Origin of the sequence: Delftia sp. WSY_12 (assembly GCF_043104645.1) — a bacterium.
In the GTDB taxonomy this organism is placed as follows: domain Bacteria; phylum Pseudomonadota; class Gammaproteobacteria; order Burkholderiales; family Burkholderiaceae_C; genus Comamonas; species Comamonas tsuruhatensis.
Genome location: NZ_JBICKW010000030.1, coordinates 209,955 through 224,804 on the forward strand (window position 1 = coordinate 209,955; position 14,850 = coordinate 224,804).

Consider the following 14,850-nt stretch of genomic DNA (forward strand, 5'->3'; position numbering starts at 1 on the left):
AATGGCAGCAGACTTTGCGGGGCTGGGCATGCCAAACGCATGAGTGGCCGATATGCTTGCCGGCCAGAGGGAGGATTTCAGAATGCGAAACCGCTTGGTTGCCATCGGGCTGTTCTTGGCATTGGCAACTGCTGCTCAGTCGCAGGCCCAGCAGCCGGCACAGCCGCCGTCTCCGTTGTCAGCAACGCACACAGCTGACGCGCCTGAACCCGACGAATCCGCACGGGAATCAGCCTGGGATGCGTATCTGCACCGCGTGGCGGCGCAGTTGGCCGATTCCGGCAGCGGGCGCGATCTGGCCTTTGCGGCCATCCTGATCAATCTGTCGGTCCCGCCCTTCCGACAAGAGGATGCCGACAGCCGAGCCCCGCAATGGCGCCAGGCCGCCTTGGGGCGGGCCGGGCAGGACGTGCTGGCCTACCAACTGCTGGCCGCCAGGGCGCCTGAACGTGAAGGCGAGTTGCGGGCGCAGGCTGCGCGCCGCTGGCTGGCGCTGGAACCCAGCAATCTCACTGCGCTGATGTGGCAGGCGCTGGGGCCGCAGGAGTTGCTGACTGCCGCGCGCGAAAGCCGCTATGCGGACCTGCACATGTATGAGGGCGTGCGCTGGATGCAGTCGGCGCTGCTCAAACACCCGCCCACGGCCGAGGAGTTGCAGGCGTTTGGAGGTGGGCAGCCCTACCGCCCCGAGGAAGGCGCTGCCATCACGGCCATGGGCATCTGGGCGGCCTTTGAACTGCCGGGCTACCGGACCTTGATCGATGCCTGCAAACCCGAAAAGCGGGGCGATGCCCCGGCGCGAGATGCCGACTGCCTGCATGTGGCGCACCTGATGACGGAACGCTCATCCACCGTGCTGGATGAGGCCTTTGGGCTGGCGATACGGCGCTGGCTTGCCAAAACCCCGGCCGAGCGCGCTGCAGTGCAATCCCGGCGGCATCAGCTGGACTGGCTGATGCACGAGTCCAACCCACTGAGCATGCAGGCGGGTGGCGATCCGTTTGTCCGGCTGTTGTCCGATTCCTCCATCCACAGCGAACAGCAACTGCTGGAGCGCATGCTCAAGGACGCAGGCCGCCCGCTGCAGCCCCCGCCTGGCTGGAGGCTGCCCGTTCCCAAGCACTGCTGGAGGCTGCCCGTTCCCAAGCACTAAATGCCAACGCTGCGCCTGTCCAGGTCTGCGGGCAGCCGCGCCGCCACCGCCGCCTCGCTCACCCCATAGAGCGCAGCCAACGCGGCCGGTGTCGCCACTTGCGCCGCCGCACCGCAGGCCTGCAGGCCACCGCGGCCCAGCAGGGCGATGCGGTCCGCCACCTGCAGCGCATGCTCGGGCTGGTGGGTGGACAGCAGCACGGCCATGCCGCGTGCACGCAGCGCGGCAATCTGGTCCAGCACGCGGATCTGGTTGCCGAAGTCCAGGCTGGCCGTGGGCTCGTCCATGACCAGCAGCGCGGGCTCCTGGGCCAGGGCGCGTGCGATCAGCACCAGCTGGCGCTCGCCGCCGCTCAGCTCGGTATAGGGGCGCAGCGCCAAATGGGCGATGCCCAACTGCTCCAGGCAGCCCAGCGCCAGGGCGCGGTCGGCACTTGAAGGCCGGGCCAGCGCAGGCAGGCGCGCGGCACGGCCCATGAGCACCATGTCCAGCGCTTCGAAGCCGAAGACGCCGGCCTGAGCCTGGGGCACATAGCCCACGCGCCGCGCAAACTCGGCACGCGGCCAGCTGTGCACGGGCTGGCCCTGCACGCGCACCTCTCCGGCCAGCGGCGCCAGCAGGCCCAGCACGGTGCGGAACAGCGTGGTCTTGCCGCAGCCGTTGGGGCCCAGCAGGCACAACACCTCGCCTGCGGCAATGGCCAGGTCAAGCCCCTGGCTGACGCGCCGGCGCCCATGGCCCGTGGCCAGGGCCAGCGTCTGCAGCACGGGCGCCGTCGGCATTTCAGTCATTGCGGCCCGTGCGCGACAGCAGGTAGAGGAAGAAAGGCGCGCCGACCAGGGCTGTGAGAATGCCCAGCGGCAGCTCGATGCGCGCCGCACTGCGCGCCAGCGTGTCGGCCGCAACCACGAAGCCAGCGCCCAGCAGCGCCGAGGCCGGCAGCAGGCGCACAAAATTGGGGCCGACCAGCAGGCGCGCCACATGCGGCACCACCAGCCCCACCCAGCCGACGATGCCGGCCAGCGATACGGCGGCCGCCGTGCCCAGCGTGGCACAGGCCACCAGCAGCAGGCGCAGGCGTGCCACGGGCACGCCCAGGGCCAGCGCCTCCTCGTCAGGCAGGCCCAGCAGGTTGATGCGCCAGCGCAGCAGCATCAGGGGCAGCAGGGCGCACAGCATCACGGGCGCCGTAGCACCCAGCTCGGGCAGGGTCACGGCGCTCAGGCCGCCCATGAGCCAGAAGGTGATGGATGGCAGCTGCGTATTGGGGTCGGCCAGCGTCTTGACCAGGGCGATGCCCGCGCCCAGCAGCGCTCCCAGCGCAATGCCGGCCAGCACCAGAACCAGCACCGGGTCATGGCGGCGCACGCTGGCGCTGATGGCCACCACCACGGCCACGGCGGCCAGCCCGCCGCCAAAGGCCAGGGCCTGCACGGACGCCATGGACCAGCCCAGGAAGATGCCCAGCACCGCGCCCAGGCCGGCACCGGCCGAGACGCCCAGGATGTCAGGCGAGACCAGCGGTTTGCGGAACATGCCCTGGTAGGCCGCGCCTGCCGCCGCCAGCGTGGCGCCCACGGCCAGGCCTGCGGCGATGCGCGGCAGGCGGATGTTCCAGAGCACGGTCTCGGCGCTGGCGGACAAGGGGGACGCCGTGCCCGTGGCGCGCGCCAGCAGCGACTGCCACAGCTGCTGCGGCGCGATGGAGAACTGACCCGCCGCCAGCGCCCACAGCAGCACGGCGGCCAGCAAGGCCAGCGCGAGCACCCACCCCAGGCGGCGGCCTGTGGCAGGCATCAACGCGCAGTCTCCATCAGCCTGCCCAGCGCTGTGGGCGACAGGTCGGCGGCGTAGAACAGGCGATAGAAGTCGCGCACCTCGCGTTCCAACGGCGGCAGTCCCTGCAGGGCCGGCGCCTGCGGGTGGAGCTTTTCCAGCAGCCAGCGCACACCGATCAGCCGGTTGACGCCGGGCGGACCATCCAGCCAGCCGAAGGGCCAGACCGGCGCGCAGTGCACGCGGCCCGAGCGCACGGCGGCCACGCCGCGCCACAGCGGGTCCTGGCGCATGCGCTCGGCAAGGCCGGGTTCCTGCGTGACGATGACCTGCGGGTCCCAGGCCAGGATCTGCTCCATGGACACGCGCGTGAGCCCGCCACGCCCTGCATCTGCGGCCACATTGCGCCCGCCCGCGTACTCGACGGCTTCCACATTGATGGAGCCCGCCAGCCCCGTTTCCAGGCCGTTGGCGCTGCGCGCGAAGTACACGCGCGGGCGCTCGGCCGGTGCCAGGCCCTGGGTGACACGCTGCGCCAGCGCCGCCACGGCATCGGCATGGCGGGCCAGGGTTTCGCCACGTGCGGCCTCGCCCAGCAGGGCGCCGACCTCGCGCAACTGGCGTGCGTGGTCGGCCAGCGAGCCCTGGATCAGCACGCAGGGCAGGCCGGTCTGGCGCGCCAGCCGCTCGGTGGCAGAGATATAGGTGGCATCGGCCGTGCCGGCGTCCAGCACCAGGTCGGGCTGCAGCTTCAGCAGCGACTCCAGCGGCATGGTGCTGCCGCGCCCGGACAGGCGGCCCAGATGCGGCAGGGCCTGCAGCGTGGGGCCCAGGTAGGCGCGCGAGACATCGTCCAGCTGCTGGGGCCAGCCCAGCAGCTTGTGCGGTGCCAGCGTGGCCACCAGCACACCTGCGGGCGGTCCGGCCGCGAATACGCGGCGCAGCCTGGCAGGGTCCGGCATCTGTCCCATGCGGGCGGCAATCGTGGTTGCCTGGGCATGGCCGGGAACAAGCGCCGATGAGGCCAGTGCCGCCATGGCCTGGCCCAGCCAGCGGCGGCGGGTGAACAGAAGATCGGTCATGAAAGTCAGGGGATGGGGCTGGCGCAGCCACGGCGCTCAAGCTGTGCCTGGCACCATTGCTCGATCTGCACCTCATCGGCTGCCAGCTCGGCATGCAGGCTGCCGGTGTACCTGCGCCAGTCTTCAAGATGGCGGGCCGCGACGGCCGTGAGCACAGGCGTGCCGGCCTCGACAAAGGCCGCGAATTCGGCGGCAAAGCCCTGGCCCGAGGCCTCGACGATGCCGAAGCGGTTGATCACCACCAGATCCACGCCATCGTCCAGCGCCTGGCGCAGCACGGCGCTGGCTTGGGCCAGGGCCTGGGGGTTGAGGCCGCAGGCGCGCGAGGCGCAGCCCAGGTCCTGGGATAGCTCGAATTGGCGGTCACTGCGCAGGTCGAACAGCTGCATGCGCTTGTTGCCGTTGGCATAGCGGTCCTGGCGATGCACCAGGCCGCCCACGCGCCAGCCCGCGCCTTGCAGGCGGCGTGCCACGCGTTCGAGCAGCAGCTCCATTGCATGCTCGTCGTCGGGATGGACCAGGGCGGCCAGGGGCAGGGTGGTGAAGGGCGGGTTCATGGCATGCAGGTTGATGCGTATCAATGGGGCTGTTGTACTCCTGCCCGACCCCGGTGTCGTTGACCATGGGCAGCTTGGCTGGACCCGGAGCGCAGGCAGACGTGGGCGGGCGCTTCGCGCCAGGTCCGCTCTTCAGAAGCGATAGCCCAGGTTGACATACCAGCTGCGGCCCGGCATGGGCAGGCCGTCATCGAACTGGTACCACTTGTCGCCGATATTGGCCACGCCAAAGTCCACGGTGATGTCGCTGCGCGGCTTGTAGCGTGCACGCAGGTTGGCAATGCCGTAGCCGGGCAGCTTGAGCGTCTGCAGCTGGCCGCTGCCCGACAGCGGCACGTAGCGGCCCTTCTCGGTCTCGACCTCAGCATTGAATTCCCACTGCGCCAGCGGACGCCACTGGACACCGGCCAGCAGGCGGTGGCGCGGCGTGTGGGTCAGCGTGATGCTGGAGTCGCTGGTGTTGCGGCGGTTCAGGTAGGTGTAGCCGGCGTTCACGCCCCATTGCGCCGACAGTTGCTGGGCCAGGGACAGCTCCATGCCGATGTTGCGCGTGCGCCCCACGTTCTGCGCCTGGTTGCAGGTGGTGCCGCCGCATTCGGCCGAGGCCACGACCACGGTCTGGATCTGGTTGCGCACGCGGCTGTAGAACAGCGCGGCCTGGCCCTGGCCGCCCTGCCAGGGTGAGCCGCTGACGCCCAGCTCCAGGTGGTTGGCGGTCTCGGGCTGCAGGTCGGGGTTGGCCAGGGCCGTGCCCATGCGTGCCGAGTAGCGGTCCTTGATGGTGGGAAAGCGCGTCTTGTGCGAGGCGATGAAATACGCCTCGCTGCCACCGCCCAGCGCATAGCCGAGCTTGGCCACGCCATTGGTGGCGCTGGCCGAGCCCGTGGGCCACTGGTAGACCTCGCGCGCATCGCGCTGGTCGTGGCTGAGCGCCAGGTTCAGGCTCCAGCGCTCGGCCAGGGAGATCGTGTCCTCGACCACCAGGGAGCGCGTCACGTCGCGGTAGTGCTTGCTGGGATCCTTGGCCGAGGCAGCGTCGGTGTGCTCGTCGATCTTGTAGTGCGCGCCCAGGCGCAGCGCATGGCCCTTGAAACTGTAGTTGGCCCACTCGACGCTGGCGCCCTGGCTCATGTCCTTGTAGCTGCTGGTGGGGTCATGGCGCGAGTAGCTCGCGTCCGTGTACATGTCCAGGCCGTTTTGGTAGGTGTCGTGGTAGATGCGTGTCTTGAGCAGGTTGTCGGCATTGATGCGCGTGGTGCTCAGAAAGTACACGCTGTCCTTGTCCCAATAGGGCCAGCGCCAGTAGCGGATGACGTTCTTGCCCGTGGCGCTGCCGGTGTACACGGGGTTGCCCTTCTCGCCTTCCTGGCGCACATAGCCCAGCGCGTATTCGTCCGTGGCATTGGGCGTCAGGCCCAGCTTGAACGACAGCCGCCTGTCCGTGCGGTAGGCGTTGTCGCGGTAGTTGCCCGTGTCGGTGGGCTGCTTCTTGAAGTCCTTGAAGCCCTTGGGCAGCGGAAAACTGTCCGCGTCCAGGTAGGAGGCGCCAAGCTGGTAGTACCAGGAGCCCAGATTGCCGCCCAGGTTCACGGCGGCCTTGCGTTCGCCGCCTGCGCCTGCGCCGATGCGCGCATCGCCCTCGACGGATTTGACCGGCTTGCGCGTGACCAGGTTGATGGCGCCGCCCAGCGTATTGGGGCCATACATCAGCGAGGCGCCAGCCTTGGCCACGCGGATCTCGGACAGGTCGAACGTGGTGAAGCGGCCGAAGTCCACATAGCCGTCATAGGGCACGTACAGCGGCACGCCGTCCACGAAGACCGGCACCTGGCGCGGATCGAAGCCGCGCAGGTAGATCATTTCCTCGTTGCGATTGTTGCGCGACAGCGTGGCGCCCGGCAGCAGGCGCACGGCGTCGGCCACGGTGTCGGCATTGCGCTGGCGCATCTCGGTGGCGTCCGTTCGTTGTTCATCGTTAGATATGGCGTCGCGCTCTTCACGATCATCGCGCACATCGACCGTGCCCAGCTGGAAGGTCTGCGAAGCCTGTGTTGCGGACGTGCCCGATTGGGCTTGTACCTGGGTGCTGGCGGCCAGGCCCGCAAGCAGCAGGGCGTGGGCCAGCGTGGATTGCAGGCGGAAGACAGGGGAGGAGGCTGGGGCGCTGTAGCGGGGTTGGAGGGGCACGATTTTCGGTGGTTGTGTGGGTGGACGCGGAGCGGCTGGTTGTTTCCTTTTGAAAACAGGTTCCGGATTCTAGCGATATGCACTTACAAACATAACGAGTGACAAAAAACCGTCTGCGGGAAGACTCGGGTTTTCTTTCAGGCCGTTGTGTGAATGCTGGGCCGTTCAGCGGCCGGGCGGTTCAGCGGCTCAGCGCCTGCGGCCCAGGCGTTCGCTGGCCAGGGCAGCCGCCAGCCTGGCATCCAGGGGCAGCGGTTCGTCGTGCAGGCGTGCTGCCAGCAGCTCGCCGCACAGCAGCGACAGCGTGAGCCCGCGCGAGCCCATGGCCGTCAGCGCCCACAGGCCGGGAGCCTGATCGGACACCGGTCCGACCACGGGCAGCCGGTCTGGCGAGGCCACGCGCACGGCGCCCCAGGTGGCGCGCGGTGGCGCGTCGAAGAAGCCTTGCAGGCCCTGGTAGGCACCTGGCAGCAGCTGCGCCAGCTTGGCGCCATTGGCTGCATGGGCGGCGGCCTGGTCTTCGGGACTTGGCGGCAGCGCGGTCTGGTCGCGCTCGAAGGTCGATCCCATGACCCAGCCTGGCCCGGCTGCATCGCCGGGCAGCGGCATGGCAGGCACCAGGTTGCCATGGCCGTTGACGGGAAAGGGCGGCATGGCCTGTGCGCTGGCCGGGGTGTGCACATCCCAGCTGACCTGGCCGCGAATGGGCTGCAGCGGCCAGGCGGCCTGCGCACCCAGGCTGTGCTCCAGCAGCGCATTGGTTGCGGGGCCCAGTGCGAGAACGACCAGTTCAGCCTCGGCCAGCAGATTGCCCTGTGCATCCAGGGCCTGCCAGACGGGCGCGCCACCGGCTGTGTCGGTGCGTGCAAGACGCGCCACGCAGGCGCGGCCCTGCCAGCGCACGCCCGGCAGCGCCAGTTGCGCCTGCACCAGCCGTGCCGGGCGTACCCAGCCAGCTTGCGCATGCCAGCAGGCAGGGGCGTCGGCGGGCAGGCCGGCCGCCGAGAGTTGATCGGCGCTGGCGGGCCGGCTCCAGTGGTCGCCCGGGTCGGGGGATTGCCAGTCGCGCGGCAGCCGCGGGGCGGCTTCCACGCCGTGCTCCAGCACGCCGGTATCGCACCAGTCCGTGCCCGGTTGCAGCAGGCCCTGGCCGGAGAGCATTTGCAGCTGCGCCAGGGTCAGGCGTGCGCCGTCGCGGCTCAGGCGGGACAGCAGGCTGTCATCGGGAGAGACATGGGGGCAGAACAGGCCCGCGGGCAGGGCGGAGGCGCCCGCTGCAGGCGCCTCGGCAGCATCCAGCACGGTGACCTGCCAGCCACGGCGCGACAGGCTGGCGGCGGCGGCCGCACCGGCGATGCCTGCACCCAGCACCATGCAGCGCCGTGGGGTGATGGGTTCCTGCGGCTGTGCTCCCGGCCCGCGCGGCCCGCGCGGTTGCCAGGCCGGGTCGAAGACGGCATGCAGGTTGTGGCGCTTGGGTGGGACGCCATCGACCTTGCGCACCTGAAAGCCGTGCTGTGCCAGGCCATCGCGCACCGTGCGCGCCACGCACCAGGTGGACAGCTGCGTGCCGCGCCGGCAATGGCGCGCCAGCGCGCGCAGGGTATCGGCGCTCCAGAGCTCGGGGTTGAGTTCCGGCGTGAAGCCGTCCAGGTAGATGCTGTCGGCCGTGATCTGCTGGCGCCGCAGCATGGCCTGGGCATCGCCGATGTACAGCGTCAGCAGCACGCGGCCCTGCTCGAAGGCGAGGCGGTGCACGCCGGGCAGCAGGCCCTGGAACCGGGTGGCCAGCTCCTCGGCCAGCAGGCGCAATCCTGGCTTGCGCGGCATGGCCTGGCGCATGGCGTCGGCGCTGACGGGAAAGGCTTCGGCCGAGACGAAATGCAGCAGCCTCGGGCGCCGGGGATCGGCCTTCCAGGCTTCCCAGGCCACGAGGAAATTCAGCCCGAACCCGAAACCGGTCTCCAGGATGCGCCATTGCGGCGCATCGGCCCAGGCCGCCGGCAGGCCGCAGCCGCCCAGAAAGACATGACGGGCCTGGTCCAGGCCGCCGAGTTCGCTGTGGTAGCGGTCGCCGAAGCGCGGGCTGTAGGGCGTGCCATCGGGCAGCCAGTCAATGGGTTCGGACATGGGCAAGGGGCAGAACTACTCCTCCCAGCGCTGCTGGTAGGAGAACACGGGCAGCCGCCACTTGAAGCGGATGGCGGCCAGGCGCAGCGTGAGTCCGCCGGCAAAGCAGACGACGGTGCTGAGGTTGGAGCCCACGTCCAGCGTGCGCAGTCCCAGGAACAGCAGGCACACGGCCAGCGACACGCTGGCATACAGCTCGCGCCGGAAGACGACCGGCACCTGGTTGCAAAGCACGTCGCGCAGAATGCCGCCGCTGATGCCGGTCAACATGCCCGACATCACCACCACCACGGGCGGGTAGCCCAGCTCCAGCGCCACGTTGCAGCCGATCAGCGAGAAGGCGATCAGCCCCATGGCGTCCAGCAGCAGAAAGACCTGCTTGAGATGGTGCATGTGGCGCGCCACGACGATGGTCAGCAGCCCGGCCGAGATGACCAGGTAGACATATTCAGGGTGCTGCGTCCAGCCGATGGGGTAGTGGCCCAGCACCATGTCGCGGATGGTGCCGCCGCCCAGCGCGGTGACGAAGGCGATCACGGCCACGCCGAAGATGTCCATGTTGCGCCGGCCCGCCGCCAGCGCGCCCGACATGGCTTCGGCCGTGATGGCCACGAGGTAGATCACCAGCATGACGGTGAACTGCGATGCCTGGAACGATTCCAGCAGGGAGACGGATGGAAGCACGGAAAACCTCGGATGAAGACCGGCCCGCGCCGCAGGGTGTCCGGCCACTGCGCCGTCCAGCGCAAGAAGGCGGGCATTGTAGGCGGTCTCTGGGCGGCGGCCGTTTGCGGCACCGCAAATGAAACCGCCCCCGGCGCGGTGCGACGGGGGCGGTGAAAGGGCGCGAAGCGGCTCAGGCCGTAGGAGGCACGTAGCCGGCCGCCGCATCGGCGCCGCCGCCGAAGAAGTGGTTTTCCATCTGGCGGGCCAGGTACTGGCGGGCGCGTGCGTCGGCCAGGTTCAGGCGGTTTTCGTTGACCAGCATCGTCTGGTGCTTGAGCCAGTCGGCCCAGGCCTGCTTGCTCACGCCTTCAAAAATGCGCTTGCCCAGCTCGCCGGGGTAGGGCGGGAAATCCAGGCCTTCAGCGTCAACGCCAAGCTTGATGCAGTGAACGGTACGTGCCATGGGGAATTGAGTCCTTGTCTTGCAGAGATTCAGATGTTTTGGGAATAACAAACTGAAATCTTATTGGTTTGAGTTTTAAGAGTTGGCTTTGAGAATGCTTTCCACGGCACCAGACCGTCGTCTCCACTCTCTACCGACACTCCAATGAAAATTCGCCGCCACTTTATCAAGTTTCCTGTCGCCGCCGGCCTGATCGCGGGCTTGACCCTGTCGGCTCTGCCGGCGTTGGCCCAGTCGGTGCAACTGCTCAATGTCTCCTACGATCCGACGCGCGAGCTGTACGTGGAATACAACCAGGCCTTCGCCAAGCACTGGAAGGCCAAGAGCGGCCAGGACGTGAGCGTCAAGCAGTCGCACGGCGGCTCGGGCAAGCAGGCGCGTTCGATCATCGACGGCATCGACGCCGACGTGGCCACGCTGGCGCTGGCCGGCGACATCGACGCCCTGGTCAAGAACGGCAACCTGCTCAAGGCCGACTGGCAAAAGCGCCTGCCGCACAACTCGGCGCCCTACAGCTCCACCATCGTCTTCCTGGTGAAGAAGGGCAATCCCAAGAACCTCAAGGACTGGGACGATCTGGTCAAGCCTGGCGTGCAGGTGATCACGCCCAACCCCAAGACCAGCGGCGGTGCGCGCTGGAACTACCTGGCCGCCTGGGAATTCGCCAAGCGCAAGTACGGCGGCGACGCACAGGCCAAGGACTTCATCGGCAAGCTGTTCAAGAACGTGCCCGTGCTGGACACCGGCGCGCGCGGCGCCACCATCACCTTCGTGCAGCGCGGCGTGGGCGATGTGCTGCTGGCCTGGGAGAACGAGGCCTTCCTGGCACTCAAGGAGTTCGGTCCCGACAAGTTCCAGATCGTCGTGCCTTCGCTGTCCATCCTGGCCGAGCCTTCGGTGGCCGTGGTCGACAAGGTCGTGGACAAGAAGGGCACACGCGCCGTGGCCGAGGAGTACCTGAAGTACCTGTACTCCGAGGAAGGCCAGCGCATCGCCGGCCGCAACTACTACCGTCCCACCGATGCCAAGGTCAAGGCCGAATTCGCGGACAAGTTCCCCAAGCTGGAGCTGGTCACCATCGACCAGGCCTTTGGCGGCTGGGCCAAGGCCGACAAGGACCACTTTGCCGACGGCGGCAGCTTCGACCAGATCTACACCAAGAAGTGAGTGCGGCGCGCCGGCCCGGCCGGCGCCCACCCACTGAATTCACCCGCTTTCCCAGATCTCTGCCAACTACCACGATCCGCCATGTCCATCTTGCTGACTTCCCGCCACTCTTTGCAGGCCCCGCGCCGCACGGCGCAGGCAGGCGTGGTGGCATCCAGCTCTTTTCCTCGCTTCGAGACCATGGCCTTCGCCAGCCGGCGATGTAGCACCTGACGACTCTGTGCGGTGCGCCTGCAGGCCCGGCCCTGCAGGCGGCTGCCCCTTGCTCCGCCTTCCCTTTTTTTGTTTTCTGGCTGCATGCCGCGCGCATGCATGGGCAGCGCTTTGCCTGTGCGCCACGCACCACGCACCACGCACCACGCACCACTCTTCCAAGGATGTCCGTCATGGTCTCGTTTGATTCTTTCCCCCGACACACAGCCAACTGGCGCCGACGCCAACTGCTGGGCGCGGGCCTTGCCGCAGCGGTCGCCACGGTGGGCGGCCCGGCCCTGGCCCAGGACAAGGCGGGTGACCGCGTGCTGCGCGTGGGCCACCAAAAGGGCTGGCTGTCCATCCTGAAGAGCCGGGGCACGCTGGAAAAGCGGCTGGCGCCGCTGGGCGTATCCGTGCGCTGGATCGAGTTCAACGCCGGCCCCGTGCAGCTGGAGGCGCTGAACGTGGGCTCCATCGACTTCGGCGATGTGGGCGAGGCCCCGCCCATCTTTGCGCAGGCCGCAGGCGCACCCCTGGTCTATGCGGGCGCCACCGTGCCGCGCCCCGGGCTGGAGGCGGTGATCGTGCCCAAGGACTCGCCCATCCGCAGCGTGCAGGACCTCAAGGGCAAGCGCGTGGCCTACAACAAGGGCTCGAACGTGCAGTACTTCCTGGTCAAGCTGCTGGAAAAGCACGGCCTGAAGTACGGCGATGTGCAGTCCGTCTTCCTGGCGCCGGCCGATGCGCGTGCCGCCTTCGAGCGCGGCTCCGTCGATGCCTGGCTGATCTGGGACCCCTTCCTGGCTGCCGCGCAAAAGACGCTGGACGCCCGCCTGCTGGCCGATGCCACGGGCGTGGTCAACAACCGCGCCTACTACTTCACCTCGCGCGATTTCGCCACGCGCAATGCCGATGTGCTGCGCATTGCCATCGAAGAGGTCGATGGGATTGACCGCTGGGCCTCGAAGAACCAGACGGCGGCGGCCGCCGAGCTGTCCAGCATCCTGGGCCTGGACAAGTCCATCACCGAGCTGTACCTGAGCCGTGCCCGCTTCGGCACCTCGTCCGTGACGCGCGAGATCCTGGCCGAGCAGCAGCAGATCGCCGACACCTTCTTCGAGCTCAAGCTCATCCCCCGCAAGCTCAACCTGCTGCATGCCGCGCCGGTGGACCTGATCGCGTCGCGTCCCTGAGCCCACTGCAAGGAGTCCGCACCATGAATGCCAATTCCAAGAAGCCCCGCCTGGACCGCGTGCGCCGCCAGGCCCTGCAACTGCTGGGCACCACCGCCTTCAGCTGGAGCCTGGCCGGCCAGTACGCACGCGCCGAGACGCCGGCCGCCGTGGCCGGGCCCGAGCAGTTGCGCATCGGCTACCAGAAGTCGGCCGTCAACCTGGTCATCCTCAAGCAGCAAGGCGTGCTGGAAAAGCGCTTTGCGGGCACCAAGGTCAGCTGGCTGGAGTTTCCGGCCGGCCCCCAGCTGCTGGAGGCCCTGGCCGCCGGCAGCCTGGATTTCGGCCTGACCGGCGATTCACCCCCGGTCTTTGCCCAGGCCGCGGGCCGCGACCTGCTGTACGTTGGCGCCGAGCCGCCCAAGCCCGAAAGCTCGGCGATTCTCGTGCCGTCGGACTCGCCGCTGCGCGCCCTGGCCGACCTCAAGGGCCGGCGCGTGGCGCTGCAAAAAGGCTCCAGCGCCCATTACCTGCTGGTGCGCGCGCTGGACAAGGCGGGCCTGGCCTGGAACGAGATCCAGCCCGTGTACCTGGCCCCGGCCGATGCGCGCGCCGCCTTCGAACGCAAGAGCGTGGATGCCTGGGCCATCTGGGACCCGTTCTACGCGGCCACCGAGCTGGCGATTCGCCCGCGCGTGCTGGCCAATGGCGAAGGCCTGTCGGGCAACGCCTCGTTCTACCTGGCCGCGCGCGGACTGGTGGAGCGCCATCCGCAGGTGCTGCGCGCGCTGTTCGACGAGCTCACGCGCGCCGATCGCCTGGCCCAGAGCGCGCGCCAGGAGGCCGTGGCCCTGGTGGCCGGCTTCAGCGGCCTGGATACGGCGGTGGTCAGCCGCTTCATTGCGCGCCGGCCCAGCTCCCCCGTGGGCCTGCTGGCTGCGCAGACCGTGGTGGACCAGCAGCGCGTGGCCGATGCATTTTTTCGGCTGGGCCTGATTCCGCGCCAGGTGCAGGTGGCCGACATCGTCTGGCGGCCCTCGGCGGCCGAGTACGCGCGGCTGGCCGAGCCTGCGGCGGCACGGCCTTCTTCCGCCCTTTGATTTCCTTCCTCGATTCCGTCCCCTGACTGGAGCAGCGCATGCAGGTTTTCTGGTTCATTCCCACCCACGGCGACAGCCGCTACCTCGGCACGGCCGAGGGCGCCCGCCCGCTCAGCCACGACTATGTCAAGCAGGTCGCCATCGCGGCCGACAGCCTGGGCTACGAGGGCGTGCTGATTCCCACGGGCCGCTCCTGCGAGGACCCCTGGGTCGTCGCCTCCAGCCTGATTCCGGTCACCAGGCGCCTGAAGTTCCTGGTCGCCGTGCGGCCCGGCCTGCACCAGCCCAGCCTGGCGGCGCGCATGGCGGCCTCGTTCGACCGCCTGTCGGGCGGGCGGCTGCTGATCAACCTGGTCACGGGCGGCGACCGTGCCGAGCTGGAGGGCGACGGCGTCTTCCTCGACCATGCCGAGCGCTACGAGCAATCGGCCGAGTTCATCCGCATCTGGCGCGAGATCCTTGAGCGCAGCCATGAAGGCGGCACGCTCGACTACGAAGGTGAACACCTCTCGGTCAAGGGCGCCAAGCTGTTGTTCCCGCCGCTGCAAAAGCCGTATCCGCCCGTGTACTTCGGCGGTTCGTCCGAAGCCGCGCACGACCTGGCCGCCGAGCAGGTCGATGCCTACCTGACCTGGGGCGAGCCCCCGGCCGAGGTGGCCAAGAAGATTGCCGATGTGCGCGAGAAGGCGGCGCGCCATGGCCGCAGCGTGAAGTTCGGCATCCGCCTGCACGTCATCGTGCGCGAGACCGAGGACGAGGCCTGGGCCGATGCCGATCGCCTGATCAGCCGCCTCAAGGACGAGACCGTGGTCCAGGCCCAGGCCGCCTTCGCGCGCATGGACTCGGAAGGCCAGCGCCGCATGGCCGCCCTGCATGCGGGTGGCAGCCGCCGCACGCGGGCCGAGCTGGAGATCAGCCCCAACCTCTGGGCCGGCGTGGGCCTGGTGCGCGGCGGCGCGGGCACGGCCCTGGTGGGCGATGCGCAGACTGTGGCCGACCGCATCAAGGAGTACGCGGACCTGGGTATAGACACCTTCGTGCTGTCCGGCTATCCGCACCTGGAAGAGGCCTACCGCTTTGCCGAGCTGGTCTTCCCGCTGCTGCCGCTGTCCGTGCGCGACAGGCTGGCTGGCGGCGTGGGCGGGCCGCTGGGCGAGACCGTTGCCAACCTGTACTCGCCGCGCGCGTCGCAAAGCTGAGGG

Annotated in this window: 13 protein-coding genes; 5 read left to right on the top strand and 8 right to left on the bottom strand. The window is 68.8% G+C overall.

The window, feature by feature from the left end:
• The first annotated feature begins 268 nt into the window (after positions 1 to 268).
• The gene (locus tag ACF8LI_RS19360) at positions 269 to 1,153 is read left to right on the top strand and encodes a hypothetical protein (RefSeq protein WP_392413942.1); all 885 of its coding nucleotides are present in this window, start codon (positions 269 to 271) and stop codon (positions 1,151 to 1,153) included.
• On the opposite strand, the gene ACF8LI_RS19365 is transcribed toward ACF8LI_RS19360, so the two are convergent.
• The 8 genes from ACF8LI_RS19365 to ACF8LI_RS19400 form a co-directional block, all read right to left on the bottom strand.
• The gene (locus ACF8LI_RS19365) at positions 1,150 to 1,944 is read right to left on the bottom strand and encodes an ABC transporter ATP-binding protein (protein ID WP_141831195.1); all 795 of its coding nucleotides are present in this window, start codon (positions 1,942 to 1,944) and stop codon (positions 1,150 to 1,152) included. The genes ACF8LI_RS19360 and ACF8LI_RS19365 overlap by 4 nt on opposite strands.
• Complete coding sequence (locus ACF8LI_RS19370; protein ID WP_392413945.1) at positions 1,937 to 2,950, bottom strand: FecCD family ABC transporter permease; 1,014 nt, start codon at positions 2,948 to 2,950, stop codon at positions 1,937 to 1,939. The genes ACF8LI_RS19365 and ACF8LI_RS19370 overlap by 8 nt, the downstream gene beginning before the upstream one ends.
• On the bottom strand, positions 2,950 to 4,011 hold the full coding sequence (locus ACF8LI_RS19375; RefSeq protein ID WP_392413947.1) for an iron ABC transporter substrate-binding protein: 1,062 nt from the start codon (positions 4,009 to 4,011) through the stop codon (positions 2,950 to 2,952). Before ACF8LI_RS19375 ends, ACF8LI_RS19370 begins: the two co-directional genes overlap by 1 nt.
• A gap of 5 nt (positions 4,012 to 4,016) precedes the next feature.
• Positions 4,017 to 4,568, bottom strand: coding sequence for a DUF2478 domain-containing protein (locus ACF8LI_RS19380; RefSeq protein WP_338500841.1), 552 nt, complete (start codon positions 4,566 to 4,568; stop codon positions 4,017 to 4,019).
• Between the two features lie 132 nt (positions 4,569 to 4,700).
• Positions 4,701 to 6,755 (bottom strand): TonB-dependent receptor plug domain-containing protein, encoded by a 2,055-nt coding sequence (locus tag ACF8LI_RS19385; RefSeq protein WP_392413949.1) that lies wholly within the window; start codon positions 6,753 to 6,755, stop codon positions 4,701 to 4,703.
• A gap of 189 nt (positions 6,756 to 6,944) precedes the next feature.
• Positions 6,945 to 8,885, bottom strand: coding sequence for an FAD-dependent 5-carboxymethylaminomethyl-2-thiouridine(34) oxidoreductase MnmC (gene mnmC, locus ACF8LI_RS19390; RefSeq protein WP_392413951.1), 1,941 nt, complete (start codon positions 8,883 to 8,885; stop codon positions 6,945 to 6,947).
• Positions 8,886 to 8,900: 15 nt separating this feature from the next.
• The gene (locus tag ACF8LI_RS19395; RefSeq protein ID WP_016453307.1) at positions 8,901 to 9,569 is read right to left on the bottom strand and encodes a trimeric intracellular cation channel family protein; all 669 of its coding nucleotides are present in this window, start codon (positions 9,567 to 9,569) and stop codon (positions 8,901 to 8,903) included.
• A gap of 172 nt (positions 9,570 to 9,741) precedes the next feature.
• On the bottom strand, positions 9,742 to 10,014 hold the full coding sequence (locus ACF8LI_RS19400; protein ID WP_012206441.1) for an oxidative damage protection protein: 273 nt from the start codon (positions 10,012 to 10,014) through the stop codon (positions 9,742 to 9,744).
• Positions 10,015 to 10,158: 144 nt separating this feature from the next.
• On the opposite strand from ACF8LI_RS19400, the gene ACF8LI_RS19405 reads away from it, so the two are divergent.
• From ACF8LI_RS19405 to ssuD, 4 genes are all read left to right on the top strand, one after another.
• Positions 10,159 to 11,181, top strand: coding sequence for a sulfate ABC transporter substrate-binding protein (locus ACF8LI_RS19405; protein WP_012206440.1), 1,023 nt, complete (start codon positions 10,159 to 10,161; stop codon positions 11,179 to 11,181).
• A 386-nt stretch (positions 11,182 to 11,567) separates the two neighbouring features.
• Positions 11,568 to 12,569 carry a sulfonate ABC transporter substrate-binding protein gene (locus tag ACF8LI_RS19410; RefSeq protein ID WP_016448337.1) on the top strand — a complete coding sequence of 334 codons (1,002 nt, stop codon included), beginning with the start codon at positions 11,568 to 11,570 and terminating at the stop codon, positions 12,567 to 12,569.
• 23 nt (positions 12,570 to 12,592) lie between these two features.
• Positions 12,593 to 13,648 carry an aliphatic sulfonate ABC transporter substrate-binding protein gene (locus tag ACF8LI_RS19415; RefSeq protein ID WP_133072953.1) on the top strand — a complete coding sequence of 352 codons (1,056 nt, stop codon included), beginning with the start codon at positions 12,593 to 12,595 and terminating at the stop codon, positions 13,646 to 13,648.
• Between the two features lie 38 nt (positions 13,649 to 13,686).
• On the top strand, positions 13,687 to 14,847 hold the full coding sequence (ssuD, locus tag ACF8LI_RS19420; RefSeq protein WP_016453306.1) for an FMNH2-dependent alkanesulfonate monooxygenase: 1,161 nt from the start codon (positions 13,687 to 13,689) through the stop codon (positions 14,845 to 14,847).
• Positions 14,848 to 14,850 lie beyond the last annotated feature (3 nt).

Coding starts and splice junctions, on each gene's coding strand:
- ACF8LI_RS19380 (WP_338500841.1), bottom strand. CDS start 4,568: ATGAACCCGCCCTTCACCACCCTGCCCCTGGCCGCCCTGGTCCATCCC.
- mnmC (WP_392413951.1), bottom strand. CDS start 8,885: ATGTCCGAACCCATTGACTGGCTGCCCGATGGCACGCCCTACAGCCCG.
- ACF8LI_RS19370 (WP_392413945.1), bottom strand. CDS start 2,950: ATGCCTGCCACAGGCCGCCGCCTGGGGTGGGTGCTCGCGCTGGCCTTG.
- ACF8LI_RS19405 (WP_012206440.1), top strand. CDS start 10,159: ATGAAAATTCGCCGCCACTTTATCAAGTTTCCTGTCGCCGCCGGCCTG.
- ACF8LI_RS19400 (WP_012206441.1), bottom strand. CDS start 10,014: ATGGCACGTACCGTTCACTGCATCAAGCTTGGCGTTGACGCTGAAGGC.
- ssuD (WP_016453306.1), top strand. CDS start 13,687: ATGCAGGTTTTCTGGTTCATTCCCACCCACGGCGACAGCCGCTACCTC.
- ACF8LI_RS19375 (WP_392413947.1), bottom strand. CDS start 4,011: ATGACCGATCTTCTGTTCACCCGCCGCCGCTGGCTGGGCCAGGCCATG.
- ACF8LI_RS19415 (WP_133072953.1), top strand. CDS start 12,593: ATGAATGCCAATTCCAAGAAGCCCCGCCTGGACCGCGTGCGCCGCCAG.
- ACF8LI_RS19410 (WP_016448337.1), top strand. CDS start 11,568: ATGGTCTCGTTTGATTCTTTCCCCCGACACACAGCCAACTGGCGCCGA.
- ACF8LI_RS19365 (WP_141831195.1), bottom strand. CDS start 1,944: ATGACTGAAATGCCGACGGCGCCCGTGCTGCAGACGCTGGCCCTGGCC.